This is a genomic window from Niabella agricola (assembly GCF_021538615.1).
Lineage (GTDB): Bacteria > Bacteroidota > Bacteroidia > Chitinophagales > Chitinophagaceae > Niabella > Niabella agricola.
Map to the genome: position 1 here is coordinate 3,737,009 of NZ_JAJHIZ010000003.1, position 26,172 is coordinate 3,763,180.

General features: G+C 47.6%; 16 protein-coding genes. 14 read left to right on the top strand and 2 right to left on the bottom strand.

Annotated features, from left to right (window positions below; genetic code table 11):
- Positions 1-91: 91 nt before the first annotated feature.
- Positions 92-529: a nucleoside deaminase gene (locus LL912_RS21000; protein ID WP_235555574.1), complete on the top strand. Its 438-nt coding sequence runs from the start codon at positions 92-94 to the stop codon at positions 527-529.
- A 152-nt stretch (positions 530-681) separates the two neighbouring features.
- Here LL912_RS21000 and LL912_RS21005 read toward each other — a convergent pair whose 3' ends face one another.
- Together LL912_RS21005 and LL912_RS21010 are read right to left on the bottom strand one after the other, a co-directional pair.
- Positions 682-2,103, bottom strand: coding sequence for a SusD/RagB family nutrient-binding outer membrane lipoprotein (locus LL912_RS21005; protein ID WP_235555575.1), 1,422 nt, complete (start codon positions 2,101-2,103; stop codon positions 682-684).
- A gap of 18 nt (positions 2,104-2,121) precedes the next feature.
- On the bottom strand, positions 2,122-5,319 hold the full coding sequence (locus LL912_RS21010; RefSeq protein WP_235555576.1) for a SusC/RagA family TonB-linked outer membrane protein: 3,198 nt from the start codon (positions 5,317-5,319) through the stop codon (positions 2,122-2,124).
- Positions 5,320-5,568: 249 nt separating this feature from the next.
- Here LL912_RS21010 and LL912_RS21015 point away from each other — a divergent pair, with 249 nt between their 5' ends.
- From LL912_RS21015 to LL912_RS21075, 13 genes are all read left to right on the top strand, one after another.
- Positions 5,569-6,144: a hypothetical protein gene (locus tag LL912_RS21015; RefSeq protein ID WP_235555577.1), complete on the top strand. Its 576-nt coding sequence runs from the start codon at positions 5,569-5,571 to the stop codon at positions 6,142-6,144.
- A gap of 232 nt (positions 6,145-6,376) precedes the next feature.
- Positions 6,377-6,979: a superoxide dismutase gene (locus LL912_RS21020; protein ID WP_235555578.1), complete on the top strand. Its 603-nt coding sequence runs from the start codon at positions 6,377-6,379 to the stop codon at positions 6,977-6,979.
- A gap of 558 nt (positions 6,980-7,537) precedes the next feature.
- On the top strand, positions 7,538-8,140 hold the full coding sequence (locus LL912_RS21025; protein WP_235555579.1) for an RNA polymerase sigma factor: 603 nt from the start codon (positions 7,538-7,540) through the stop codon (positions 8,138-8,140).
- A gap of 66 nt (positions 8,141-8,206) precedes the next feature.
- Positions 8,207-9,433: a FecR family protein gene (locus tag LL912_RS21030; protein ID WP_235555580.1), complete on the top strand. Its 1,227-nt coding sequence runs from the start codon at positions 8,207-8,209 to the stop codon at positions 9,431-9,433.
- Positions 9,434-9,621: 188 nt separating this feature from the next.
- Complete coding sequence (locus LL912_RS21035; RefSeq protein WP_235555581.1) at positions 9,622-12,972, top strand: TonB-dependent receptor; 3,351 nt, start codon at positions 9,622-9,624, stop codon at positions 12,970-12,972.
- An 8-nt stretch (positions 12,973-12,980) separates the two neighbouring features.
- Positions 12,981-14,819, top strand: coding sequence for a RagB/SusD family nutrient uptake outer membrane protein (locus LL912_RS21040; protein WP_235555582.1), 1,839 nt, complete (start codon positions 12,981-12,983; stop codon positions 14,817-14,819).
- A 19-nt stretch (positions 14,820-14,838) separates the two neighbouring features.
- Positions 14,839-15,768 carry a DUF1735 domain-containing protein gene (locus tag LL912_RS21045; RefSeq protein ID WP_235555583.1) on the top strand — a complete coding sequence of 310 codons (930 nt, stop codon included), beginning with the start codon at positions 14,839-14,841 and terminating at the stop codon, positions 15,766-15,768.
- Positions 15,769-15,804: 36 nt separating this feature from the next.
- A complete protein-coding gene (locus LL912_RS21050) occupies positions 15,805-17,688 on the top strand; it encodes a family 20 glycosylhydrolase (RefSeq protein ID WP_235555584.1) in 1,884 nt (627 codons plus the stop codon).
- Positions 17,689-17,729: 41 nt separating this feature from the next.
- The gene (locus LL912_RS21055; RefSeq protein WP_235555585.1) at positions 17,730-18,710 is read left to right on the top strand and encodes a hypothetical protein; all 981 of its coding nucleotides are present in this window, start codon (positions 17,730-17,732) and stop codon (positions 18,708-18,710) included.
- 235 nt (positions 18,711-18,945) lie between these two features.
- Complete coding sequence (locus LL912_RS21060) at positions 18,946-19,521, top strand: RNA polymerase sigma factor (RefSeq protein ID WP_235555586.1); 576 nt, start codon at positions 18,946-18,948, stop codon at positions 19,519-19,521.
- Positions 19,522-19,588: 67 nt separating this feature from the next.
- Positions 19,589-20,749 (top strand): FecR family protein, encoded by a 1,161-nt coding sequence (locus tag LL912_RS21065; protein WP_235555587.1) that lies wholly within the window; start codon positions 19,589-19,591, stop codon positions 20,747-20,749.
- Between the two features lie 221 nt (positions 20,750-20,970).
- Positions 20,971-24,336, top strand: coding sequence for a TonB-dependent receptor (locus LL912_RS21070; RefSeq protein WP_235555588.1), 3,366 nt, complete (start codon positions 20,971-20,973; stop codon positions 24,334-24,336).
- Positions 24,337-24,358: 22 nt separating this feature from the next.
- On the top strand, positions 24,359-26,119 hold the full coding sequence (locus tag LL912_RS21075) for a RagB/SusD family nutrient uptake outer membrane protein (protein WP_235555589.1): 1,761 nt from the start codon (positions 24,359-24,361) through the stop codon (positions 26,117-26,119).
- Positions 26,120-26,172 lie beyond the last annotated feature (53 nt).

Below are 26,172 nucleotides of genomic sequence, written 5' to 3' on the forward strand. Positions count from 1 at the left end.
AGGAATTCTTTGGTTTGTGTTCTCACGAACCCAATAAATCTTATGCGTTATTTCACTCCTTATTTCTAATTTTATCCTTTAATGAAGATCAATGACGGATGAATATTTTATGCAGCAGGCGCTGAAAGAGGCACAGCGGGCATTTGAAGAAGACGAAATCCCCATCGGGGCCGTGGTGGTTCAGGGCGACCGCATCATTGCGCGGGGTTATAATATGACTGAAAAACTAAATGACCCTACGGCACATGCGGAGATGATCGCATTAACCTCTGCGTTCAGTTTTCTCAATGCCAAATATTTGCCGGGCGCCACCCTTTTTGTAACGGTGGAGCCCTGCGTCATGTGTGCCGGAGCGCTTTACTGGAGCAAGCTCCGCCGCGTGGTATGGGGCGCATCGGATGTAAAAAATGGCTTCAGCCGGGTAAAGCCGGAAACCTCGCCGTTTCATCCAAAAACGGAGATCGTTACCGGTATCCTGGAAGAAGAATGTGCCGCTTTGATGAAAGCTTTTTTTAAGGCAAAAAGGTAAAATTTTTACAGTGTTAATTGAAGATCCGGGTGACTGAAGGGACGGGTTTAATTGCTGATGTCTGAAATCGCCGTAAAAGCACTGTCTCCCAAATCTTGCTGTCCCTTCTATAGAGTTGCCTTGAACTACCGGTTGGTAACTTTAATTGTCTGTTATTGCGGTTTATCCCACCACACTCTTGCGTTTAACCCGTCGGATCCACCATAAGGAAAGGAGGCAACGGCTGCGTCATAATTTGCTTTGTTGATCTGAGCTTCAGCAGAGGGGTACCCTTCGCGACGGGGTATCTTTCCATCGTTGGCTCCTGTAGGTGCCACTAGTGTTGGGAAATCGGTCCGGCGCCATTCTGCCCAGGCCTCGTAGCCATTTAAGAACAGGTGTACCCATCGCTGGTAGGCAATCTGCCGGATCGCATTTGCCGGGTTGTAAATAACGGAGGGGTTTAGCATAAACGCATCAAAACCTGCTGCGCTTCCGGTCCACATAATAATAGACTGGCGTATGGCTTCTTCGTAATTTGCCTTTGCTTCAGCATCGCCGCCTGGTATCCATCCAAGTTTAGCGGCTTCTGCTTTTGCAAAGAGTGCCTGTGCGTAGGTGGTGAGGTATACGGGTGAGTTTTGCTGCCGTAAACCGGAACCGAGCAGGGAAATGCCGGGAATATCATTGGCGTTGGGAACGGCTTTTCCATATTCAAGGCCTACATAATTGCCGTCTTTATTTTTATTACCAAATACCGGAAGTCTGGGATCATTCAACGGCTGCATATAGTCCACCAATGGCTTGCTGAGCGCATACCATTCCCGGCCCAACCTGGTAAAAGAGTTGTACCAATAATTTTCCATCGACTGATCTGCCAGGTGCGGGAAAAATAGATTATCGGTATTCGCATTCATAATTCCACCAGCGAGCGCTTTCACAAATTCAGCTTTTCCCTTTTCCGGATCCACTTTTGAGAGCCGAAGCGCCATCAGCATATGAATGGTATTTCCGAACCGTTTCCATTTACCGATGTCTCCATTATAGATAATATCATTCTTTATAGCTCCATTGGTCAGTATAAAGGCATCATTGGCCGTTGTCAGCAGATTAAACATGGAATCATAAATGACCTGTTGCTTATCATATTTTGGAGCTATTTTATTGAGTCGCTGAAAGGCTTCGCTGTAAGGCAGATCGCCCCATCGGTCGGTAAGGAACCACATAAAATACGCTTTCAGTACCTTGGCAACAGCCACCTGGTTTTCCACCGGCCCTTCATTAGCGTCGAGGGGGCTGTTAAGGGCTGTTTGGAGGTCCATTAACGGGCCGGTGTACCAGTCTGCAAAATTGAAACTGGTAGTCATATACCGGCTGTTGTCCGTAAATGTGGTCAGGGACAGCTGTTGCGGATACAATGGCCCATAGGCATTGGAGCTCATGCTTGGCAAAAATAACTGCGCATTTGCAATAAGCTGGGTTCCGGACGCTTTTGATGGGTTATTGGGGTCCACATAGTATTTATCGTCAAATTTTGTACATCCGGCCGCTGCCAGGAGTACCAGTATCGTTGAAAGTTGTATAAACTTTATCATAATAATCAGATTATATCCTTAGAAGGTAATATTTAAATTAATGCCATAGGAACGCACGGTTTGCAGTTCTCCTTTTTCGATCCAGCTAATGGACGCGCTGCCCGATGAAAGTTCGGAGGGGTCCAGACCTTTAGGGGCTTTTTGCCAGATCATCAGCGGATTGCGCGCAATTAAGGCCAGACGCAATGCTTTTACCGGCGTTTTTTCCAACGTTTTTTTGCTGAAGTTGTAGCCTATACTTACTTCTCTTAGCTTTATATAAGAGGCATCATAGAGCCATTCATCGTAGATACGTGTGCCGATATTATTTCTGAAATAAGTTCTTGCATCTACATATGTCGTAACCGCCTCTCCTGTTTTCTGAGATATTCCTTCTATTTTGTATCCGCCTCCATCTGCCAGCGGGTCTCTTACATTTTTCCCTTTATCGTTGACGGCAGCGGTGATGGCGGCCTGCCCCGATTTTACGGCAAGCATTTGTGACCAGCTAAAGAATTTTCCGCCAGACTGGAAGTCGATCATTCCATTGAGGTCAAATTGTTTAAACTGGAAACTGTTCAAAAAACCACCGGTAAAATCGGGCACTACCGATCCAAAGTTCTTGTTTAATTCCTGAACAGGCATGTTGCTTTCATCCAGTAATATTTTGCCGGTAGCAGCATCTTTTTTATAGCCAGGCCCTACCAGGGTTCCAAAGGGTTGTTTAACATTTGAATACAGATAAATGGTTTGACTGGAATAGGTATTTGAGCCCAGTTGATAGGCGTTTACACCGGGATACAGTTCATCAACCATGCCTTTGTTTTTGGCAAAATTCAGGGTTGTGTTCCACTGGAAGTTTTGCGCCTGAACCGGAGTTCCCTTTACAGAAACTTCAACGCCTTTGTTGGAAATACGCCCTGCATTGATGATGGCGTTCGTGAAGCCGGTGGCGGCAGAAATTTGTAAGGGCAGGATCTGGTTCTTATTGACCTGCTCATAGTAGGTTACATCCAGCCCGATCCGGTTCTTCAAAAACCGGAGTTCAGTACCGATTTCAAAAGAATTGGCATAGGCGGGCTTGATGTCTGCATTTCTAAGCTCAATCGGCAGGCGCATCGTATTGATCGTTGTGGAAGGGGTGGCATAGATAGATCCTGCGGCATAGATGTCGAGAATCTGGTAAGGGTCTAAATCAGAACCGGCACTGGCGTAGCTTGCCCTTAGTTTTCCAAAAGACAGCACTCCCGAATGTAACAGTTCGCTAAAGACGAAGCTGCCCGATAATGATGGATAGAGATAGGAGTTATTTTTTTTTGGAAGCGCAGACGAAACGTCGTTCCTCAGCGTTCCATCTATAAACAACATGTCTTTATAGCCGGCAGAGATCATCCCATATACACTGCGCACGCTTTTTTCTCTTAAACGCTGGTTAATAACCGGTCTGTTGACAGAGGCTTCCAGGCTGTACCAACCGGGGCTTGACAAACCGCCTACGGTATAGCCAGACAGATAGGAGTATTGAGTATTAAGCAGGTTGCCCCCCAGGTTTACATTTAATGAAAAGTCTTCCCATTTTTTGCTGTACTCTGCCAGTAATTCATAATTGATTTCTTTGTTTTGGTATTTGCCTTCACTGTAGCCGGGATCCAGCCGGCCACCTACGGCCGTGCGCTGGGAAAGTTTTTGCATAAAAATATCACCTCTTACAAAGCCGCTTAGCCGCAGTTCGGGTAAGATCTGGTACTTTACGTTCACGTCTCCAAACAACCGGTCTCTTGAATCGGAATTCAGATTTTCATAGGCGTCAAAATAAGGGTTGTTCCAGTCGCTTGGGCGATTGTTGGTAATGATGCCCGCCGTTGTATTGGGATTTACATTCCAGTTCAGAATCGTTCCGTCAGCATATTTATAGTTTTTAAGGCGGTGGATATCGATGTTCCGCTGGAACCATTGAGTAGCCCCGGTAAAAGATCCCTGGTAGCCCTGAACCGGTCTTTGGCCCAGGTTGTTGGCATAGTTAACGTTTGTACCAACAGTTAGTTTGTCGGTTACATTCAATGCAGCGTTCAGGCCAAGGTTGTTGCGCTTTAGAAAAGTATTGGGATACGTGCCTTTTATGTAATTGTTGGTATAGCTCAGTTTATAGGTACTCCGGTCGCCACCGCCTGAGACTGAAATACTGTTGTTGATGTTATGTCCGGTTACAAAAAAATCTTTAATGTTATTGGGCTGTGGTAAAAAGGGTGTCGCTTTCCCATATTCCGGGTCCTGTTTATAAAAACTATAATACATTCTTACAGGCGTTCCGTCCATTTTTGGCCCCCAGCTTTCATCATTGCCATTTACATACAATTCCCCATTGGGTAGTTTCAGGAATGTCTGATTGTTGCCCACGCCATAAATGTTTTGCAGTGGCAAAAAGTTGCCTACCTTATCAATGGTATAAGCAGCATTTAAACTTACTGTTGGCGTTTTGGAACGGCCCCCCTTTTTCGTGGTGATCATGATAACCCCATATTGACCACGAAGACCATAAAGCGCGGATGCAGCAGGTCCCTTTAACACACTTACATTTTCTACATCTTCGGCGTTGATATCCTGGCCAATATTACCGAGGTCAATGCCATTGGCATTGTCAGAACTGAAATTGATATTTGAAATGGGGGTGCCGTCTACAACCAGCAGCGGAGAACCGGAGCCGTTTAAGGAATTTATTCCTCTTAGCTTGATTTTTTGAGTGCCGCCCAGGTTGGCAGCGGAGGAACCAACGATTTGCGCACCGGAAATTTTACCTGCCAGTGAGGCGATCAGGTTCGATTCTTTTGCCATTGTAAGATTTTTCCCTTCTACCTGTTGAGTAGCATATCCGAGCGATCGTTGCGCACGGGTGACCCCCAACGCGGTGACTACCACTTCTTCCATCGTTGCTTTCTGGTCCGTTGTCAGGGTGACCGAAATAAAGGCGTTATTGCCGATGGATACTTTTTGTGAGATGTAGCTAACGGAAGAAATTTCAAGCTGCACGTTGTTGCCGGTTACCTGCATGGAAAAATTTCCATCATCGTTTGTGGTAGCGGCATTAGGAGTGCCCGTCTGAAGGATCGTAGCTCCTGGAACAGGTTCGCCGGATTCATTTTTAACGGATCCGCTTATCTGCCGTTGCTGAGCGTTTAAAAAGAGCGGAAACAACAGCAAAAGCAAGATTGCCGGGGGGAGGGAAAGCTTTCTCTTCATGCAAATGAGTTTAATTTGGAGTTATAGGTTTGTTAAATATAAGTTATTTAAATTGGAAATGCAAAAAGCAGATAAAGTTTGCAAAAAACTGCAAATATTATTGGAAGATTACTGCTTTTTGACAAGATGGACGCACTAAAAAATATTATATAATGTTATATATTTAAATATTTGAAATTTTTTCGTAAATTCGGATTGAATCTAGTTGTGTTTATTATATGTGATATTTGTGTTATTTAATAGGGTGTTATGAAAATGCCGGATCCGTCAAAAATCTACGACCATTATCCAAAGGGAATAACACCTCTTGTGGACCGGCAGGAGTATGAGCGGGTGTATGCCCGGCGCAAGCGGTCGGTTAAGATGCTGAAGCAGGCATTAGAAGAACAGTGGAATGGGTTTGTACAGGCGCTTGACGAAATATTGACCCGTTATGAGCTAAAGGACCGGACGGATCTTTTTCATAATAAGTTCTGTTACTATCTGGACTGCACTTCAAAAGAAGGACGCGGTCTGTTTAAAATACATGTGCTGTTAAGCGTGCTGATGCCCTGGCATAGCATTGTTGTAACGGATTTCCTGGGATTGAATGGCACGGCCATGATGGATCACGACCAGTTTTGCCTGAACGATGGAAAACGTCATCAGCAATACCTGAAAGATATTGGGATGATCAACTACCTGCTCCGCGAATCATTCCAAACGGAAATGGTTCTTTTCCGGGAACTCAATAAAGTGCCGGTACCCGGCGCCTACCTGCAAACGAAGAAGGCGAACGTCAATATGTTCGACCTGGTATTTACCAACTATTTTACCAATTTTTAAGTTTTCGCAGCAACACAAACACCGCTTACTGATTTCTCAGATTTGCACAGAACACTTCAATAAAGGGTACCGTGCAGCATCCGTGGTAATTTCTTCGCATAAATGAAATCCGTATTTGCAAGCCTGCAAACTTTGTGATTCTTTGTACTTTTCCGTCTTTGCAGCCCGGCGATAATGGTTTAACTTTGGGCAATTAAGTATTATTATTTACTCAATAAAAAAATAAAGAATCATGGCATTTACACTACCAGCCCTTCCTTATGCGCCCGACGCGCTGGAACCGCACATCGACAAACAAACAATGGAAATTCACCACGGTAAGCACCACCAGGCTTACGTGGACAATTTAAATAAAGCGATTGATGGTACCGAGCATGCAGATAAATCGCTGGAAGACCTTGTGAAAAACGCAGGCGCTATTTCTCCGGCCGTTCGTAATAACGGTGGTGGCCATTGGAATCACTCATTTTTCTGGGAGATCCTGAGCGCTGATGGTGGTGCACCCTCCGGGAAACTGGCGGATGCGATTAATGAAACATTCGGTTCATTGGACGCGCTGAAGGAAAAAATAAATACAGCAGGTGCTACCCGTTTCGGAAGCGGCTGGGCCTGGCTGATCGTAAAGGATGGAAAACTGGAAGTGATTTCAACCCCTAATCAAGACAACCCCCTGATGGATGTTGCCGAAGTTAAAGGTACACCTATCCTTGGTGTGGATGTTTGGGAACACGCGTACTATTTGAAATATCAGAACCGGCGTCCGGATTATTTAAAAGCATTCTGGAATGTGGTGAACTGGAAGAAGGTTGAGGAACACTATAATGCAGCCGTATAAAAAGAACTATAATATATATGCAACCGCCCCTTCAGGGGGCGGTTTTTTTTCGCTCAAATTGGCGATTGATACCGCACCTTCATCATTTATTTTCGTAGGGATAAAGTTGCTGTTAACACAGTAACTGCAATGACCTGTATGCTTCATCTTTAAACCAATTGACTATCCTGCATCATTCTCCGTTTATTAAGGTGTAAACACCGGTCAGCAACCCAACTAAACCGCAAGTGTTTAACTGAATACTGGTTTATTCTTGGCATTGAACAATCTGGAATAATCCCCCAAGTTTTTTAATGCCGGTTGCAGATCGGTATAGATGTTCCCCTTTTCTTCAGGTTGTCTTCATGCGCCGATATATGGTAAGTGCCGGTTGGCTCACTGCTGGCTTGGGCGCCGATAAACATCCCCTAAAGAAATATTTTTTTCGAAGGGAGCAGGTGGCACTGCTTCTTTTGCCGTATATACCTGATAGAACAGATGAACAATAAGGCCGGGCGGGATCCGCTGCAGAATGCGTAACTTAGCCGGTATAACGATGATTGCTATAACTTTCAGACAATGATGCGTTGTGAAGCGGATGCTGGGGAAAAAGTACTGCTTTCCAGGTTACGGGAAGGAGATCGGCCTGCCTTTCAAATCATTTATCAGCGGCACAAAATGTCCATTGCATCGGCAATTTACCGCATGGTAAAGGACCCCGGGCTGGTGGAAGACGTGTTGCAGGAAGTGTTCATCCGGTTATGGGAACACCGGCAGCGCATTGACCCCGGTTTGCCGGTGGCGGGATACCTGCACCGGATCGCGCAAAATCTTGTATGCGATTTCTTCCGGAAATTATCGCGGGATAAAAAAATGCAGGACCAGGTATGGACGCGTATACAGCCATCTGTGATAAGTGCCGGAGAGCGGATGGAGGACCTTGAGCAGCGGGAACTGATTCACGCTGCCATTAACCTGTTGCCGCCCAAGCGAAGGGAAGTATACATCCTTTGCAAGTTCGAGTCCAAGAGTTATGAAGAAGTTAGCCTGATGCTCAATATTAACATGAGTACCGTGAACGATCATATTTATAAGGCCAACCAGTTCTTAAAAAAATACCTGGCGGCCAGGATCGTATACCTGCTGCTGGTTGGCATCAGTCATATTGGTCAGGTATTGTAAAAAGTTTTCGTCGCCGGAACAGATGTAAACAATCATTTTCCCGTATTACCAGTATAAAAGAATATTTTGGATCGCCAGGAGGACATACAGGAGCTATTTAAGAAATATGTCAATAATGATATCAGCAGGGAGGAGTTCCTGGAACTGTTGCAGCACCTGTCGGCCGAAGGCTGTGAAGAACAGCTGAGAGCCTGGGTTCGTAATGAATGGTCCACAACGGCCCCGGACGGAGATATATTTTCGGTGGAATTGGAAGCATTGCTGGAGGGGCTGGATGAACGATTACTGGGACGGCTGGATGGATCAGTAACACGAATCCCCGGGAACCGGCAAGGTTCTGCGCGAAGCCTGCGAAGGAAATGGTGGCTCGCCGGTGCAGCGATCATCATGTTCCTGGTCATAGGCGCCGTGATCTGGTATACAGTTTCGCAATCCCGGCATGCGTCGCAGCAGGCAGCTGTCAAAGCACATGATGTAAATCCTGGCGGCAACCGGGCCTTTTTAGCCATTGGGAACGGACAACGGGTGGTGCTGGATAGTAATCAGGCCGCGGTGATCGTACAGAACGGAGCGCTTCGTTATGCGGACGGTTCTTTGATCACTTCGCTGAGTGCGGACAGCAGCCATGCGAACGGACAACCGGAGTTTGTTGTGCTCACAACACCGCCGGGCGGACAATACCGGCTTACGCTTCCTGATGGCACCGGGGTATGGGTCAATGCTTCCTCTTCCATCCGCTATCCAATGCGGTTTACAGGCGCCCGCAGGGAAGTAACGCTGAGCGGGGAAGCCTATTTTGAGGTACAGAAGAACCCGGATATGCCATTTGTTGTAATGAGTGGCGGACAGGAATTGTCTGTACTGGGTACCCGGTTTAATATTTCGGCTTACCCGGAAGATAAAAGGATCGTCACCACGCTGGCAGAGGGGTCGGTAAAGATCCTGCCGGGTGTGGGCAGCCAGCCCCGGCTACTGGTTCCCGGACAACAATCGGTCTTAAAAGACGGGGATCTTTCTGTAAAAAAAGTAGAAGTGGGCTATTATATAGCCTGGAAGGACGGGCTGTTTGTTTTCAACCGGTTGCCGGTTCAGGCGATCCTGCCGCAGATAGAGCGATGGTATGATGTGCAGTTCAGGTACCCCGCATCCATGGAACGCACGTTGATGTGGGGCACCGTTTCCAGGAATGTAATGCTTTCGGAGATCCTGGAGGTGCTTACGTTAAATACCGGGTGGAAGTTTACCCTTCAGGGAAAAACGGTTTTAATAAGTTCAAAAACAGGTATGAATTAACGATAACATGATGCATCGTTTGTGAAGGCCACCTCCTTTACACCCTGCATCCAGCCAGTTGTGCAACCAATAACTGAATTGTTCCTTAATATCTAAGCGGCGGTGATCCTGAAATATGGAACCCGCGGTGGATCTGAGTGCGCTCATTTCTTATCGTCACTGCTTTTTAGCCATTTGAAGAAATAAATATGAAACAAAAAACAAACCATTACTCCTCCTTCCTTTCCGGCGGCTTTTTTTTCCGGCTGCTGTTAACCGGCATCCTTGCTGCAGTATTGTGCTGGCCCGCCCGAACGAACGGGCAGACGATCTCCCTGAATGTTAAGAACGCTTCGCTGGAGTCGGTGGTGCTGAGCATTCAGCAACAAAGCGGCTATAGCTTTTTGTTTAAGGCCGAATATTTTGACCAGGCCCGGCCGGTTACGTTAACGGTTAAGCAGAAACCGGTTAAAGAAGTATTGGAGCTGTTATTTGCCGATCAGCCATTCGATTATAAGATCAACGGCAAAATCATTACACTGATTCCGGCAGATAAGGCCCCTCCGCCCAAAGCGCCGGCATCACCAGGCAATAAAATGGATATCACAGGACGTGTTACGGATTCTCTGGGAAATCCGCTCAAATCTGTATCCGTGCAGCTGAAAGGTACCAATGCGGGCACCGCTACAGATGCTTATGGCCGCTTTAGTATCCAGGCGGCAAAAGGCGCCGTGCTGGTCTTCAGCGCTGTTGGATATATGGAGCGGGAAGTGACCATCGAAAACCGGCCCATTCTTGATGTGGTGCTGAGTGCGGTGATAGCCGATCTGGATGAGATCGTAACTGTAGCCTATGGTACGCAACGGAAAGTAAGTGTAATAGGCGCCATCACCTCAATCTCACCCAGCAAGCTAAAACTTCCGGTAACGAAGCTCAGCAGTGCCCTGGCCGGTCAGCTGGCCGGGATCGTAGCAGTGCAAAGTACGGGTGAGCCGGGTTCCGGCGCTGCCTTCTGGATCCGGGGCGTGAGCACTTTCGGAGCCAACAGTCGCCCGCTGGTATTGGTGGACGGGATCGAGCGTTCGCTGGACCTGGTGGATCCGGAAGATGTAGAGTCCTTTTCCATTCTGAAAGATGCTACGGCAACAGCGGTATACGGTGTAAGGGGTGCCAACGGTATTGTACTGGTTACGACCAAGCGCGGAAAGATCAGCGACAAGCCCAGCATCAACCTCCGGGCAGAACAAGGTTACCTGAGCCCAGTACGGATGGTAAAACTTGCCAATGCAGAGCAATGGATGGACTACTATAACGATATCAGTTTTGAAGGCTCATCCAATATGCCATACCCAGAACATGTAAAACAACTATATCTCAATAAAACCGATCCGGATCTGTATCCAAATGTAGACTGGATGGATGCGATCTTTAAGAACCGGACCACCAATAAACGCGTAAACCTGAATATAACGGGAGGGGGTAAGATCGCCAAGTATTATATTTCCGGGTCCTATCTCAATGAGAATGGATTGTTCGAGCCGGTGATCACCCCCAATTATAATCCCCAGTATAATTACAACCGGTTCAATTTCCGTTCCAACCTGGATATAAACGTAACTCCATCCACGGTTTTGAACCTGAACCTTTCCAATCAGTATGAGCGCCGGAACCGTCTGGGCGTGGATATGGCTAATATGTACACCATGCTGATCTCCACACCGCCAATCTCCACACCGCTGCAGTATTCCGATGGATCGCATGCCATGCCGCTCGTTGGGTTCAATCCTTATTATTCGTTGAACAGTACCGGCTTTACCCAGGATTTCTGGAACACCTCACAATCACTGATTGGTCTGACGCAGGATTTTTCCGGCATCATCACCAGGGGGCTAAAGGCCAACTTCAAATTCTCCTGGGATGCAGTGAACGAGTCCACCCTTGATAAAAGAAAATCGCCGGCTACCTTTTACGCTACCGGTAGGGATGCAGATGGAAAGCTGATCCTTCATAAAAATACGGACGGCAGCGATTATTTATCCCTAGCCCGCTCCAACCGCGGAAGCCGTGCTATCAACCTGGAGTCATCCCTGATGTACGACCGCCTGTTTGCGGAGCAACATCGCATCGGTGGATTGTTCCTGTTCAATATGCGGGAATTCACTAACAATTTTCCCGGAGATTATATTGCGGCCTTCCCTTACCGGAACATTGGTGTGGCCTCCCGGCTTACCTATTCCTTTAAAGACAAATATTTTGCAGAAGGTAATTTTGGGTATAACGGTTCCGAGAATTTTGCACCGGGAAAACGGTTTGGATTTTTCCCCTCTGTTGCGGCAGGATACCTCGTAAGCAATGAGGCCTTTTTTCAGGAATTGTTACCTGTTATCAGTCTGCTGAAGTTTAAGGGATCCTACGGAGAAATCGGGAACGACCAGATCGGTGGCAACCGCCGGTTTGCCTATAACACGGAAATGCAGGGCTCTACGGGCTACATTTTTGGTAGCACCGGCCAGGGAGGAAGAGGGGGCATCTCTACCGGTTATCCGGGCAACCCGGATGTGTCCTGGGAAACGGCCATTAAAAAGAATGTGGGTGTGGAGCTGGAACTGTTTAACCGGTTAAAGATACAGGCCGACTATTTCAATGAGAAACGGGAGGGTATTTATATTTTACAGGGAATGGTACCAACCATCGTAGGTAACAATATCAAACAGTATGTAAACCTGGGCCGGATGGAAAACAAGGGCATCGACGGGTCGCTTGAATATGCACATATGATAGGCGAGTTTGCCATCCAGGCCCGCGGGAATTTTACCTATAACCGGAACCGGATCCTGTACAACGATCAGCCGGATCCTATATGGGGATACCAGTCGGGTGTGGGAAAACGTTTTGGACAGATTATGGGACTGGTGGCTTTGGGACTTTTTGAATCAGAAGCAGAAATTGCAAACAGCCCGCAGCAGATGTACGGGCAGGTAAAGCCGGGGGATATCAAGTATAAAGATATCAACGGGGATGGGATCATTAATTCCTATGACTATATAGGGATCGGTTATGCCGGCCTGCCGGAGATCAGCTATGGATTTGGCACAAGCGTGGGATGGAAGGGCTTTGATCTATCGGTATTTTTCCATGGAGTGGGCTACGTAAACCGGGTGATCGGCGGTCCTGCCATTGTAGGACCCAGTCAGAACATCCTGGTAGAAGGCCAGATCCTTTCCGATGTAGCAGATAAACGCTGGAGTTTGCGGAATCCGGACCCCAACGCTGAATACGCAAGGCTTTCCCTGGCGTTTAATGAGAATAATGCCCAGGCCTCAACTTTTTACCTGCGGGATATGCGCTTTTTGCGTTTAAAAAACGCAGAGCTGGGATACAGCCTCCCAAAAGATCTGTACCGGAAGGCAGGGATATCAACGATCCGCCTTTATGCACAGGGTGTGAACCTGCTTACCTTCAGTAAATTCAAATTATGGGACCCTGAACTGGATACCAATACAGGAAGGGCCTATCCTCAGATGCGTGTTGTTAATCTGGGATTAAACATTATATTTTAATGATGCATATGAAAAAGAATAGATTTTTTTGGTTCCTGTTCTCGCTTCTCTGTATGGCAACGGCTTGCGAACGCTACCTGGATGTAGAGTTACAGAACCAGTTAACGATGGATGAAACTTTTAGTAAACGCCAGACAACAGAATCTTTTCTGGCCAATGTGTACAGCTACCTGCCGCAGGAGAACCTGATATTTGATATAGACGGCGACCTCCCGGGCAGAAGCGATGAAGGATTGTATTCCTGGTTGTCCGGTGTGCCCTGGCTCAATATGAACAGCGGATCGCAAACCCCGGCTACAGGGATGTACCAGACCTGGACCTTCTACTATAAAGCTATTAAACAGGCCACTATCTTTATAAACAATGTTGATAAATGTGTGGAGCTGACCGCCGCACAGCGGGATGTGATGAAGGCAGAATCCCGGTTCCTGAGGGCGTATTATTATTTCTTAATGATCCGGAAATACGGCCCGGTTTATATCTGGGGCGATAAAGAGAGTGATATTACCATTAAAGGGAAAGACGTGGACCGGCACCCACTGGACGAAAATGTGGCATTCCTTGTATCGGAATATGATAAGGCCGTTGCGGTGCTTCCTGAGGTAATTACAGAGCAGGCCTGGTACGGACGGGTTACAAAAGGCGTAGCGTTAACGGCCAAAGCCGAGTTGCTGTTGTATATGGCGCGCCCGCTTTTCAACGGTAATAACCTGTATGCGGGAATGAAAAACAAGGACGGAAAATTCCTTTTTCCGCAAACCCCGGACCCCAATAAATGGGAGCTGGCAGCACAGGCTGCCAAAGCGGTTATAGATCTGAACCGGTATGAGCTGTACAAAGACAACCTGGAAACGGACCCCTTCCGCAAAGCCATTAAATCCTATATGGGGATCTACTTTAACTTCTGGAATAAGGAGATCATCTGGGGCAGGTGGGATCCGGCTCCGTTCCAGTTCGTTTCGCGCTGCGCCCCGCCGCAGATCGTAAAGCAGGGTTTCGGAGGCTATGCCCCCTCATTGAAACTGGTGGATACCTATCCCATGGCAGCCAGTGGCCGGTATCCGGTTACCGGGTACCAGGCAAATGGTAATCCGGTTATTGATCCGCAATCCGGGTATTCGGAAGACGGGTTTGTCAACAACTTCATTCATCCGCTGGACAATTTTGCGCCAATAAAAGCACATAAGAGCACCGTAGGAAGGGATGCCCGTTTTTATGCATCGGTTCTGGCAAACGGGTTCTGGTGGATCAATACGTATCATGGTCAAAAACTGGTAACCTTTCATGCGGGCGGAACCTCTCCCTATACCCAATCCGGCGACTGTGTAAAAGCAGGCTATCTCTGGCGCCGGATGAGCGATCCTTCCAATGATATCGACCAGGGACAATGGGGGCAGTTCTCCTGGCCCTTTTACCGCCTGGCGGAAGTTTACCTGGATTATGCCGAAGCCTGCAATGAGAAGCCTTCAAGAAATGAAGCCGAAGCCTTGCTTTATATTAACATGGTGCGGGAGCGCAGCGGGCTGAATAAACTGGAAGAAGCCTATCCCGAAGTATTGGGTAACCAGACTTTGCTAAGGGAATTATTGCGCAAAGAGCGCATGGTGGAACTGGCCTTTGAAGGACACCGGTACTATGATATCCGCACCTGGATGATCGCAGAGAAGGAATTTAACGGACCATATTATACCCGGAACCTGCAGGCTACTAATTATGAAGATTCCTGGGCGCGTACAACCGAGATCTTCCCAGGAAGAATGGTGTTCCGTCCGCAACATTATTTATTCCCGATCTACCAGGATCAGCTTAGTGAAATGCCCAATATCACTCAAAACTACGGGTGGTAATCATTTAAACTTTTTTCTTATGATGCAACGATTTTCAAATACGACGTCCTTGGCTTTCTTTATGATAACACTGTTTTTATGCGCATGCCAAGAAAAACGACTGGATGGAATGGTAGAGGACCGGATCTACCTGGTAACACCGGGTTTGCATACCATGCCGGTATATAATTGGGGAAAGGATTCTATTGGATTGCAGGTCATTAAAAGTGGTACGGGGCAGCAGCCTGCAACTGTAAGGCTTACGATCGATCCCACGCTGACCGATAAATACAAAGAAAATTCTGAAGCACAATATGAGCTGCTGGATGAACGGTTTTATAAAATTGCCAGCAGTGTTCTGGAGTTCAAAGCAGAAGACTATAAAAAGTCCTTCGATTTTATTATTGATGTAACAGCATTAAAACAGGCGGGGGGAGCAGCAAAAAAATACGTACTGCCCTGTAAAGTGTCCATTAGTGGCGGAACCGTACAGGCTGCAAAGGACGCGGTACTGGAAGAGGTGCTGGTCATTGATCTGAAGGAGCCTTATATTGCTTTTGAATCAGCAGGCGTTATGCAAAACCCGATCAGTATAACGGCTGAGTCGGCAAATGAGTTCTGGTTTTACACAAAAGTGCAAGCCAATTATCCGGGTGCCGGTAATGTTGCCTTTGAACTGATCGCAGACGAAGAATATGTACGGGAGTATAACCGCACCAACGGAACCAATCTGGTGCCTATGCCCGCGGCGGCCGTCCTCTTCAACACTGGTCAGTGGACCATTCCTCCGCATGGAAGCATCCGGCAGCTGGACTGCAGGATCCTGAAAGATAAACTGGTAAACAGCAACGGACTGCCGGCTTATGGCGAATACTGGATGCCGTTGCTGATCAAATCTGTTTCAACAAATGGTATTGATCCAAAGAAGAACATACAGATCTTCCGGGTCTTGTATACCGGTGGTAAATAATTTTATTTTCAGTTAAACATTCGATTCAACGAAAATATGTTTGGACTAAACCTGAAACGGCTGTTATCCTGGATACTGGCTGCGGGCATCTGTTTGCCGGCAGGAGCACAGGAAAAGGCTGCCATCATACCCGATCCTGCAACAAAGGAATGGTTGCCCGGGTCTTTTAAATTGAATACACTCACAAAAGTGGTATCCCTGCAACCGGAGACCCACCGGATCGCAGATCAGTTGCGCGTTGATATACAGGAACGGACAGGATATCAATTACCGGTTCAAAAACTGCGGGCAGCAACAGCAGCGGGCGGAATCGGGCTGCTGCTGAACAAGAACCCGGATCCGTCGCTGGGCACGGAAGGGTATATGCTCTATATACAGCCGGAAGGTATCAGGATAAAAGCCAATACCGCACACGGCGTATTCAACGGGGTACAATCGCTGCTGCAGTTGATCGATAGTAAAGGCAGGCCCAAACCCGGTACTGCAATGCCCCTGCGCTGTTTGAAAATACAGGATCAGCCACGTTTTGGCTGGCGGGGACTGATGCTGGATGTAAGCCGTCATTTCTTTTCCAAGGCATTTGTAAAGAAGTATATCAATGAAATGGCCCGGTATAAACTGAATGTTTTTCACTGGCACCTCACCGATGACAACGGATGGCGGATCGAGATAAAAGGATTGCCCAAACTAACCGAAGTAGGTGCCTGGCGGGTACCCCGTACAGGAACCTGGGCGGCCCTGGCTCCGCAATCGGGGGAGGCGGCTACCTATGGCGGGTATTATACCCAGGAAGAGATCCGCGAAATCGTACGCTATGCGGCAGACCGTTTTATAACCATTATTCCGGAAATTGACGTACCCGGCCACTGCCAGGCACTGATAGCTGCCTACCCGGGTCTTTCCTGTTCGCAACAGCAGTACCCGGTAAGCAATGGTGCTGGTTCCGGTCAGGAACATAATGTACTCTGTCCTGCCAATGACTCTGTATACCTTGTGCTGGATAAGATCTTTACGCAGGTGGCTGAATTATTTCCGGGTGATTATATCCATACCGGAGGCGATGAAGTCAGTTACCGGTTCTGGGAAAAGCACCCGGCGTGTCAGACGCTCATGAAGCGGGAAAAGATCACAACCGGTGAAGCCTACCAGGCCTATTTCGGACAAAAGGTAGCAGCGATTGTCCGGACAAAAGGAAAAAAGATGGCCTGCTGGTACGGACATTATTTTGATGAACGCGATAAAGAAACGACCATGTATAGCTGGACGACGCGGGAAGACGGCATACGCATGTCGCAGAAAAAAGTTCCGGTGGTGATGACTCCGGCCTGGGATACCTACCTGGATTTTTTCCAGGGCGTATTTTCCTCGGAGCCGGTGAATGTGATCCCCGGTATTGTGCGGTTAAAACATTGTTATGAATTTGACCCCGCACCGGAAGGCGCCAATGTGGACTATATCCTGGGCGGACAGGGAAACCTCTGGACGGAGAGTGTACCTTCCGAGCGGCATGCCGAATATATGACCTGGCCAAGAGCCCTGGCCCTGGCGGAAGTATTCTGGTCGCCCCCGGAGCAGCGGAACTGGCCGGGATTTACAGACCGGGTAATCAACCGGCTTGCCTACTTTCAGAGAAAAGGGATCAATTATGCAGAAAGCTTTTATAATCCAGTTATCACCGGCGTAAAAGACAGCAGCGGAAAATACCAGGTAAAGCTGGATAGTGAATTGCCTGGAGTACAGCTTTACTATACATTTGACGGAACCAATGCCGATGCCTATTGTTCCCGATATAACGGCATGCCGCTGAATGTACCACGGGAGGCCAGCCAGATAAGGGTTATGGCTTACCGGGCTGGAAAACCCCTGGGCCATCAGATCGTTTTTATGTTGAGCGAACTGTCTCATCCCAACCTGCGGTAGGGACGGGAACAATATACTCTTTGCTTTTATGAATTTATAGAATGATGTACGGTAATTTGTTTTACGCAGGGATATGGGGAATGGTAATCCTTTTTTGTTCGACGGCAGCCATAACCCAAAAACCGTCCGGAAAGTATCAGGCGATCTGCGACACGTCGTCGCTTTTGGACGATGCAGCGTTTAGTAAGGGATTGGTGCTGGAGGGAACCAATACCAGCACCGTCCGGCGGGATGTATTTATTTTTCCTTATGGACGCCATGCAAGACAGGTACAATGGGGACTCGCCGAATGGGGCAGCCGCTATCCCCTTCGTGCTTTTAAAAAAAACACGACAGGCAAAAAAGCGGTCTATGCCGCCAGAGGGAAAAAAATCATTTTTGAAAAATGTGCCGGCTCCCGGCACATTACCATGGAGGTAGCCGCCTCAGAAGAATACAATGCCCCGCGCCGAGAAGGAGTGGAATGGCCGCATCTGTTATTGGGACAAACATTTAGCGGCAAACCTTTTCTAAAAGACCTTGAGGGACTGGTGCTTAAATTTTCGGGCCGGCTGACAAAAGCCGTATTGCGGATGCCACAAAATGAATTCGACCGGGGGCTGCATACCGCCCAGTTCCAGCTTTTCATTACGGTGGAGAATCTGAATCCTGCCTCTCCCGGTCATGGCGACTTTTTTTGGTTCGGCATCCCGTTCTATGATTACCGCTATAAAACCATCCAGCGGTTTGCGGCACAGGACCTGGGCAAAAGCGATGCTTCGGGAAAGTTTATTTACAGCATGGGAAGTATGGATTTTATGAACGGATCCTTTCATTCGGGCCAATGGATCACGGTTGAAAAAGATATTTTACCGATGATGAAAAATGCCGTGGAACTGGCAAAGCAACGGGGCTACCTGAACGGATCGGCATTTGAAGATCTCGGCTTATCTTCTATGAACCTGGGATGGGAAGTTCCCGGCACACTGGATGTGGGATTTGAATTTAAAGGGTTTGATGTATTAAAACGGGTGCGCAGGTAACGGCAGGCTCTTTAAGATGTACCTGTCCGTAAAAAACGGAGGGGCTCGTTATCAGAAAATACCGCACGCCGGCAATAAAGACGGCCAGAATTTATCAGCTTTAAGCTTCTTGCGGCAGGAACCGTGTAAAACGTATGATACCGATCTGTTATGGGTAATGAATGTGTCCGGGATTTGACCTTTCGTTTTCTTTAAGGTTTTTTCTATATTTGTCTGGATCCAGAATATCTTTTCCATGACAATGCTCAGTGATGAACAGCTTTTCTCGCTGGTAAAACAGCATGACCGGACTGCTTTCGATCAGTTGTACAACCGGCACTGGTTGTCTTTGTTCAACAAAGCATATAAGCGTTTGCGCGACCGGGAAGCCTGCTGTGATCTCCTTCAGGATATCTTCGCCGATCTTTGGAATAAGCGTGACATCCGGAATATTGATAACCTGGCAGCATATCTGAACACAGCCGTAAGAAATAAGATATACACCCTGTTGTCTCAGGGAAAGGCGGTGAACTATTTTGTACAGCCCTTTGAAGATATAGCAGGGACTTCGCAGGCAGACAGTCATTTTAATCAAAAAGAGATCAGCAATCTTGTACAACTCTGGATGGAAAGCCTTCCTGAAAAAAGAAGGGAAATCTTCCGGCTTCGTTTTTACGAAGGAGCTTCAACAAAGCAGATCAGCGAATACCTGAACATTTCTCAAAAAACAGTACAGAACCAGCTGCTGCTGGCTTTTCGCGATCTGCGCCTTCACCTGGCGCATTACCTTGCTACAGTGGGCGTACTTTCTGTTTTACAGGCCGCCGGGTAAAATAAATTTTCAAATCTTTTGGGAGATTTTCTTTTTATGCAGACAATATAGGTATAAAGCCGTATGAATGTCTGAAACAGAAAGAAGATATCTGCAACAACTCGCCAAAAAAGTACTTGCCGGCAAAGCTTCCGAAGAGGAACAACTGTTCCTGGAGGAATACTATAATGTTTTTGAAAAACAACCGGGAATAGAACAGGAATTGAACAGCGGGGAGCTGGAATCGCTGCAGCAGCTGCTACTGAAGCGCATTCACCGCCGCATGGATGTGTACGAAATACCCCGCCGGCCGGTATTCCGGGGTTGGCGCCGGCTGGCCGTTGCCGCTTCTTTCCTGTTGGTGGCAGGTGTGACCTTATTGTTCGTGGTTCGTAAACAATCCAGGCCAGGTATTGCCCGGCAGGAACCTGCAATAACGGATGTTTTGCCAGGAGGAAACAAAGCCATTTTAACCCTGGATGACGGCTCGACGATTGTGCTGGATGAAATGAAAAAGGATTCACTGGTGCGGCAAGGCGCCATGCAGGTAAGCAAAAGCGCAGACGGGCTGCTGATCTATTCCGTTGCGGGCAACGCGTCTTCAGCAGAAGCTGTTCGTTACAATACGGTGACCACTCCACGGGGTGGGCAATACCAGGTAGCGCTGCCCGATGGCTCCCGTGTATGGCTGAATGCGGCATCTTCCATCCGGTTTCCTACGCGGTTTGAACAAAACCAGCGGAATGTTTCCATTACCGGTGAAGTTTATTTTGAAGTAGCGCATAAGCCTACACAGCCGTTTGTGGTTACTGCGGGTGCAACCACCGTTCAGGTGCTGGGCACCCATTTTAATATAAAGGCATATTCCGATGAAGGAATTATGAAAACTACGCTGGCCGAGGGATCGGTGAAGATTGCAAACGCCGGCAAAACCGTGGTTTTGAAACCCGGGGAGCAGTTACAGGCGGGCGGTTCATTGTTTAAAGTAGTGCAGCAGGTAGATGTGGATGCGGAGCTGGCCTGGAAAAACGGGCTGTTCTACTTTAAAAATGATGGCATTGAAACTGTAATGAAACAAGTGGAACGATGGTATAATGTAGATGTGCAGTATAATGGTGCAATACCCGCCAAGCAATTTACGGGTACGATACCCCGTTCCGTTACCCTTTCAGAACTGATGGAGATGTTGAGCTTCTATGATGATATGAAATGCATCATAAAAGGAAATACCATCATCATTCAGCGTTAGCAAAAGAACCAAGCTGATTTTTTTAACAATTAAAAATGTACAGGTAAAGGCGAAGCAAAAACCGGGAAGTGATTGGACCCATCTCCCCGGTCAGAAGGAGCTGTAAAATGACATTGAAATTTTAAACCCCTTACATATTATCTAACAATTGCAAAAGTATGATTTCTAAATTAAAAAGGAAACATCCGGCATCGCCGTGTAGTTCCTCTATTGTCCTTGCTATGAAATTAACGGCTTTTTTTCTGATTGCTGCCGTGCTGCAGGTAAGCGCAAATGGCTATGGTCAGCAATTAACAATCAACGAAAAAAACATTCCGGTAGTGCGGTTGCTGCAGATTATAGAAAAGCAAAGCCGGTATCATTTTTTGTATGACAATCTTCAGCTAAAGGATATCACGGTAAACCGCATCAGCGTAAACAGGGCCTCTGTAACAGAAACGCTGAATGAAAGTTTTAAAGGATTGCCGTTGAGTTATAAAATTATAAAAAATACCATTGTGGTCAAGCGGAATAAAGAACCTGTGGTGCCGCATCGGCCGGAGCCGGTTCGCATAACAACACCAGCGGGAAAAGTGATTACAGGAAAAGTGGTGAACACCCGCGGGGAGCCCCTCGAAAATGCCAGTGTAACGATCAAGGGAACGCAAACGGGTGTGGTTTCTGATGCCAACGGGGTGTTTACAATTGAAGTACCCGACGCCGGAACGGTACTGGTCATTTCTCATGTGGGTTATGAAGACAGGGAGATCGTTGCAGGTGATCAGAAAACTATTGAAATCGTGTTAAATCCGCAGCAGGCAGCCATGGACGATGTAGTGGTGGTGGCTTATGGCAAGCAAAAAAAGATCTCGGTAACCGGCGCGATTGCATCTATTTCAACAAAAGAAATCAAGCAAAGTCCTGCTGCAAACCTGGCGGTTACACTGGCGGGCCGTTTGCCAGGCTTAACAGCATTGCAGCGGAGTGGTGAGCCAGGCAGGGATGCCACCGCATTGTTTTTAAGAGGGATTGGTACATTAAACGGCACTTCACCGATTATTTTGGTGGACGGCGTGGAACGGGAAATGACGTATATCGATCCCAATGAGGTGGAGAATGTTACGATTTTGAAAGATGCTTCTTCTACAGCACTGTTTGGTGTGCGTGGTGCAAATGGGGTGATATTGGTTACCACCAAACGAGGTGTTACCAGCAAACCGTCGATTGGATTAACGTATGAATACGGCTTGCAGGGATTCACAAGATCGCCTACCATGCTCAATTCTTATGATTGGGCACGATTGAAAAATGAAGCCTGGGCCAATGATAATCCGGGCGTTGATCCGAACGATCCGGTGAACCAGCCGCCGTATTCGGAATATGCACTCGACCGCTTCCTGTACCAGGAGTATCCCGAGGCCTACCCCAATAATAACTGGCAAAAGATCTTGTTCAACGATTATGTAGCACAAAAAAGATACAACCTCAACCTGTCCGGCGGAAGCGAATATGTGCAGTATTTTGTAAATGTAGGTTTTCTCGATCAGGGTGGGCAATGGAAAATTGATCCCCGTGTTAAGGACTACGACCCGTCCAGTTTTTTGAAGCGGTATAATTTCCGTTCCAATATCGATGCCAAATTAAACAAGGCGGGTACCCTCAGTACTTTCCTGAATGCCGCGGGCTATTTTGAAAAAGTGAACGGACCCAATGCCAATACGAATGAGATCTTCCGCCGGACCTATGCGTTCTTCCCGGTCGTGCTGCCGGGCCCGTTAACACCGTCTGGTGAAGTGCTCATCGGGCCGGGAAACTATAATGAATCGCCCTGGGCCATGATCAACCGGAGCGGTTATCGCCAGGAAACCCGTAATAATATCACGGCTTCCTGGGGGCTAAAGCAGGATTTTAGTTTTATTACAAAAGGACTTTCGGCCCGGTTTATGGCCTCTTTTGATACCCGCACGATTTATGGATTAACAGCGGGAAAAAATTATCAGCGCTGGATACAGATCATCGATCCCAATACACCGAACCATGAAGGTATGGACAGCGTACAGTATACAAGGGTGTTACTGGATGCAGAAAACACTCCGTTAAACATTAACAGCGGATCGAACTTTCAATCGTTCTTTAATTTTCAGTTTGCCGTAGATTATAACCGGGTCTTTAAACAAAAACACGCTTTCACAGGGTTGTTGCTGGCACAGCAGGAAACCCGGGTGCTGCCCAATGACCGTATTCCCTATAACCTCCGGGGCATCTCTGCCCGTGCTTCCTATGCATACGACAGCAAATACCTCCTGGAATTCAATGCAGGGTACAACGGCTCAGAGCAGTTTGCCAAAGGCCGGCGGTATGGTTTCTTTCCCACGATTTCGGGGGGCTGGGTAGTGTCAAATGAATCATTCCTGCAGTCCAGCGACCTTATCTCCATGTTAAAATTGAGAGCGTCCTACGGAAAAGTGGGCAGTGATCGTTTGGGTGGCAGGCGCTTTTTATACCTGGATGATATTCAACGGGTGAGCGGCGGCGGTTTCAGTTCCTCACTGGGGCGCGGAGGCCTGATCGCCGAAAACTACCTGGGCAATCCCAATATCCAGTGGGAGGTTGCAAAGAAAGCCAACCTGGGACTGGAGCTGGGCTTTTTGAATAACGACCTCAACCTGATGGTGGATCTGTTTAATGAACGAAGGGATAATATCCTGATCAGCCGGCAAACCATCCCGATGATCTATGGAATAGAGCCCGGACGCATGGCTCCGGTGAATATGGGAATTGTGGAAAACAAAGGATATGAGATCGAGGTGAACTATAAAAAAAGCATAAATAAGGACTGGTCTTTTTTATCAAAGTTGAACTTCAACTTTGCCCGGAACAAAGTGCTGTTTTCAGACGAGCTGCAATTGCCGGGTGACTATGCATTCCGGTACCGGCAAACCGGCTTCCGCTTGGGGCAGGTATTCGGATATCAATTGCAGGACGGATATTATAACAGCTATGATGAAATCGCAAGGGAGGGCCTGAACTATGTAGGATATACAGTAAGGCCCGGTGATTTTAAATATGCAGATACCAATGGCGACAAAATCATTGATGAGCGGGATATGGTTCCGATTGGGTATTCTGCGATTCCGGAATATACATTGGGAGCGGCTTTCAGCATCACCTACAAAAATTTTGATCTTTCCTTTTTATTCCAGGGCAACCTGAATGTATCTCAGCCGCTTTCGGGTTATGGAACCATGGCGCTTTCAGACTTCCGGGAACGGCACCTGTATGCATGGACGCCGGAGCGGGCGGCAAATGGCGAAAAGATCCTGTATCCCCGCTTGTCAACCGGTGGCAGCTCCAGCGAGCGGGATTATAACGAATTCTTTATTGAGAACCGGAGCTTTGTCCGGTTGAAGAATGCCGAAGTCGGGTACCGGCTGCCGGAGAGATGGATCCGTAAAATAGGAAGCAGAGAGGTCCGTATTTATGCAAACGGCTTTAATCTGATAACCTGGGATAAAATGCGGACAAAAGATTTTGATCCGGAAGTGGATAACTCGCTCAGTTATCCGGTGTACCGCATATTTAACACCGGAGTGAATATTACATTTTGATCATCCTTTTACACAAAACGAAATGAAACAAACAGCACTGAATATATTACTGGGGGCAATCCTGATGATGGCCGCTTGCCGGAAAGATCCGCTGGACCTGATGCCGGATGGCCGCATCACCATTGAGCAGGTTTTTACCGATGAAATGATGGCCGCGGAATATGTGAATACAATTTATGCCAACATGCAGCATTATGGCACGGCTTATAATTACTGGACTATGCTGGCCGGATATTCTGATGAAGCTCATGATAACGACTTTCCGCTGGATATGGGGCGTGCTCCGTCCCGCTGGTATAATGGTGAGCTGCGCCCCAACTGGAACCCTATGGATATTCCGGCATCCACCGGCTCGTATGATCCCACCACAAACGGTTTTTATTACCGGAATGCATGGAAGGGCATCCGTCAGGCGAATGTCTTTTTAGGAAACATTGATAAAACGGTATTTACAAATCCCACAACCAAAGCCCGGCTGATTGCGGAAGTTAAAACGCTGCGTGCCTTTTTTTACCTGGAATTAATTAAGATGTATGGAGGCATGCCGGTAGTGGATAAACCCTTTACCAGTGATTTTAAATTTGAAACATTGCCGCGGCAATCATTTAAGGAATGTGTTGATTTTATCAAACGAAACTGCGATGAAGCTATTGCAGAAACAAATTTTCCCTGGCGTATTACAACTGAACCGGAAAGAGGCCGGTTTACCAAGGCCGTAGCGCATGCGGTGCGTTCGCAGGCGCTCCTGTTCAGCGCCAGCTCGTTGTGGAATCCGGAAGCTGATGCAAGCCGGTGGACCCTGGCGGCGAATGCAATCAAACAATCGCTGGAAGCACTTACAGATGCAGGATATCAGTTGTACCCGGATTACGAAGTGTATTTTTACGGGCGTTCAGACCTGAGTCCTAACCCCGGCGATAAAGAAACAATCTACGAGATAAAACCCTTCAGAGGTACGCCTGAATTCAGCCACCTGATGTTCCGGATGCATGCCATTCCTACATTGGGCGGCGACAAGGCTGGTTGTAGCCCGTCACAGGAACTGGTGGATGCTTATGAAATGTCTAACGGCCAGATCCCCATCCTGCGTTACCAGGACGAAGATCACCTGCAGCCGGTGATCAATGCAGCGTCTGGCTACGATGAAAAGCGTCCGTATGTAAACCGCGACCCCCGGTTTTATGCAACGGTATGGTATAACGATGCCTACTATGGAGACGTAAATGGGAAACCCTATCGTATTCAATCCTATGTAGGCGGAGCTGATGGGATTTCCAATCTTCAGCAACGCACACATAACGGATACTACCTGCGTAAATTCCGCAATCCCAAGCAACTTGATCCCAACACAGGTACCGCATTGTTTAAAAAATACCGCCTGGGTGAGATCTACCTGAACTATGCCGAAGCTGCAAATGAAGCTATGGGGCCGGTAAGTGAGGTTTATGATGCCATAAACACCGTAAGGGCCCGGGCGAAAATGCCCCAGCTGCCGGGCGGATTAAGCAAGGACGAAATGCGGGAACGCATCCGCAGGGAACGCCGGGTGGAAATGGCTTTTGAGGAACAAAGGATCTGGGACGTGCGGCGCTGGAAGATCCTGGGTCAAACCGATAAGCTGACAACGGGTATTGAATGGACAAAGACCGGGGAAGGTCAGTTTGCCGGGAAACGGATCATTGCCGGCAGAAGAAAAAGCTTTACAGATAATTATATGATCATCCCGATCCCAACAAGTGAATTAACACTGATGCCGCTGTGGGAGCAAAACCCCGGATGGTAAAACGCGATGCAGGCAGTAATGCCGCGCCATTTAGCAATAGGATCATGTCATGG

Bases quoted from the DNA above. Each gene is read 5' to 3' on its own strand.
- LL912_RS21070 (WP_235555588.1), top strand. From the start codon at position 20,971: ATGAAATTAACGGCTTTTTTTCTGATTGCTGCCGTGCTGCAGGTAAGC.
- LL912_RS21045 (WP_235555583.1), top strand. From the start codon at position 14,839: ATGATGCAACGATTTTCAAATACGACGTCCTTGGCTTTCTTTATGATA.
- LL912_RS21075 (WP_235555589.1), top strand. From the start codon at position 24,359: ATGAAACAAACAGCACTGAATATATTACTGGGGGCAATCCTGATGATG.
- LL912_RS21050 (WP_235555584.1), top strand. From the start codon at position 15,805: ATGTTTGGACTAAACCTGAAACGGCTGTTATCCTGGATACTGGCTGCG.
- LL912_RS21065 (WP_235555587.1), top strand. From the start codon at position 19,589: ATGTCTGAAACAGAAAGAAGATATCTGCAACAACTCGCCAAAAAAGTA.
- LL912_RS21020 (WP_235555578.1), top strand. From the start codon at position 6,377: ATGGCATTTACACTACCAGCCCTTCCTTATGCGCCCGACGCGCTGGAA.
- LL912_RS21025 (WP_235555579.1), top strand. From the start codon at position 7,538: ATGATGCGTTGTGAAGCGGATGCTGGGGAAAAAGTACTGCTTTCCAGG.
- LL912_RS21010 (WP_235555576.1), bottom strand. From the start codon at position 5,319: ATGAAGAGAAAGCTTTCCCTCCCCCCGGCAATCTTGCTTTTGCTGTTG.
- LL912_RS21005 (WP_235555575.1), bottom strand. From the start codon at position 2,103: ATGATAAAGTTTATACAACTTTCAACGATACTGGTACTCCTGGCAGCG.
- LL912_RS21000 (WP_235555574.1), top strand. From the start codon at position 92: ATGACGGATGAATATTTTATGCAGCAGGCGCTGAAAGAGGCACAGCGG.
- LL912_RS21015 (WP_235555577.1), top strand. From the start codon at position 5,569: ATGAAAATGCCGGATCCGTCAAAAATCTACGACCATTATCCAAAGGGA.
- LL912_RS21055 (WP_235555585.1), top strand. From the start codon at position 17,730: ATGATGTACGGTAATTTGTTTTACGCAGGGATATGGGGAATGGTAATC.
- LL912_RS21035 (WP_235555581.1), top strand. From the start codon at position 9,622: ATGAAACAAAAAACAAACCATTACTCCTCCTTCCTTTCCGGCGGCTTT.
- LL912_RS21040 (WP_235555582.1), top strand. From the start codon at position 12,981: ATGAAAAAGAATAGATTTTTTTGGTTCCTGTTCTCGCTTCTCTGTATG.
- LL912_RS21060 (WP_235555586.1), top strand. From the start codon at position 18,946: ATGACAATGCTCAGTGATGAACAGCTTTTCTCGCTGGTAAAACAGCAT.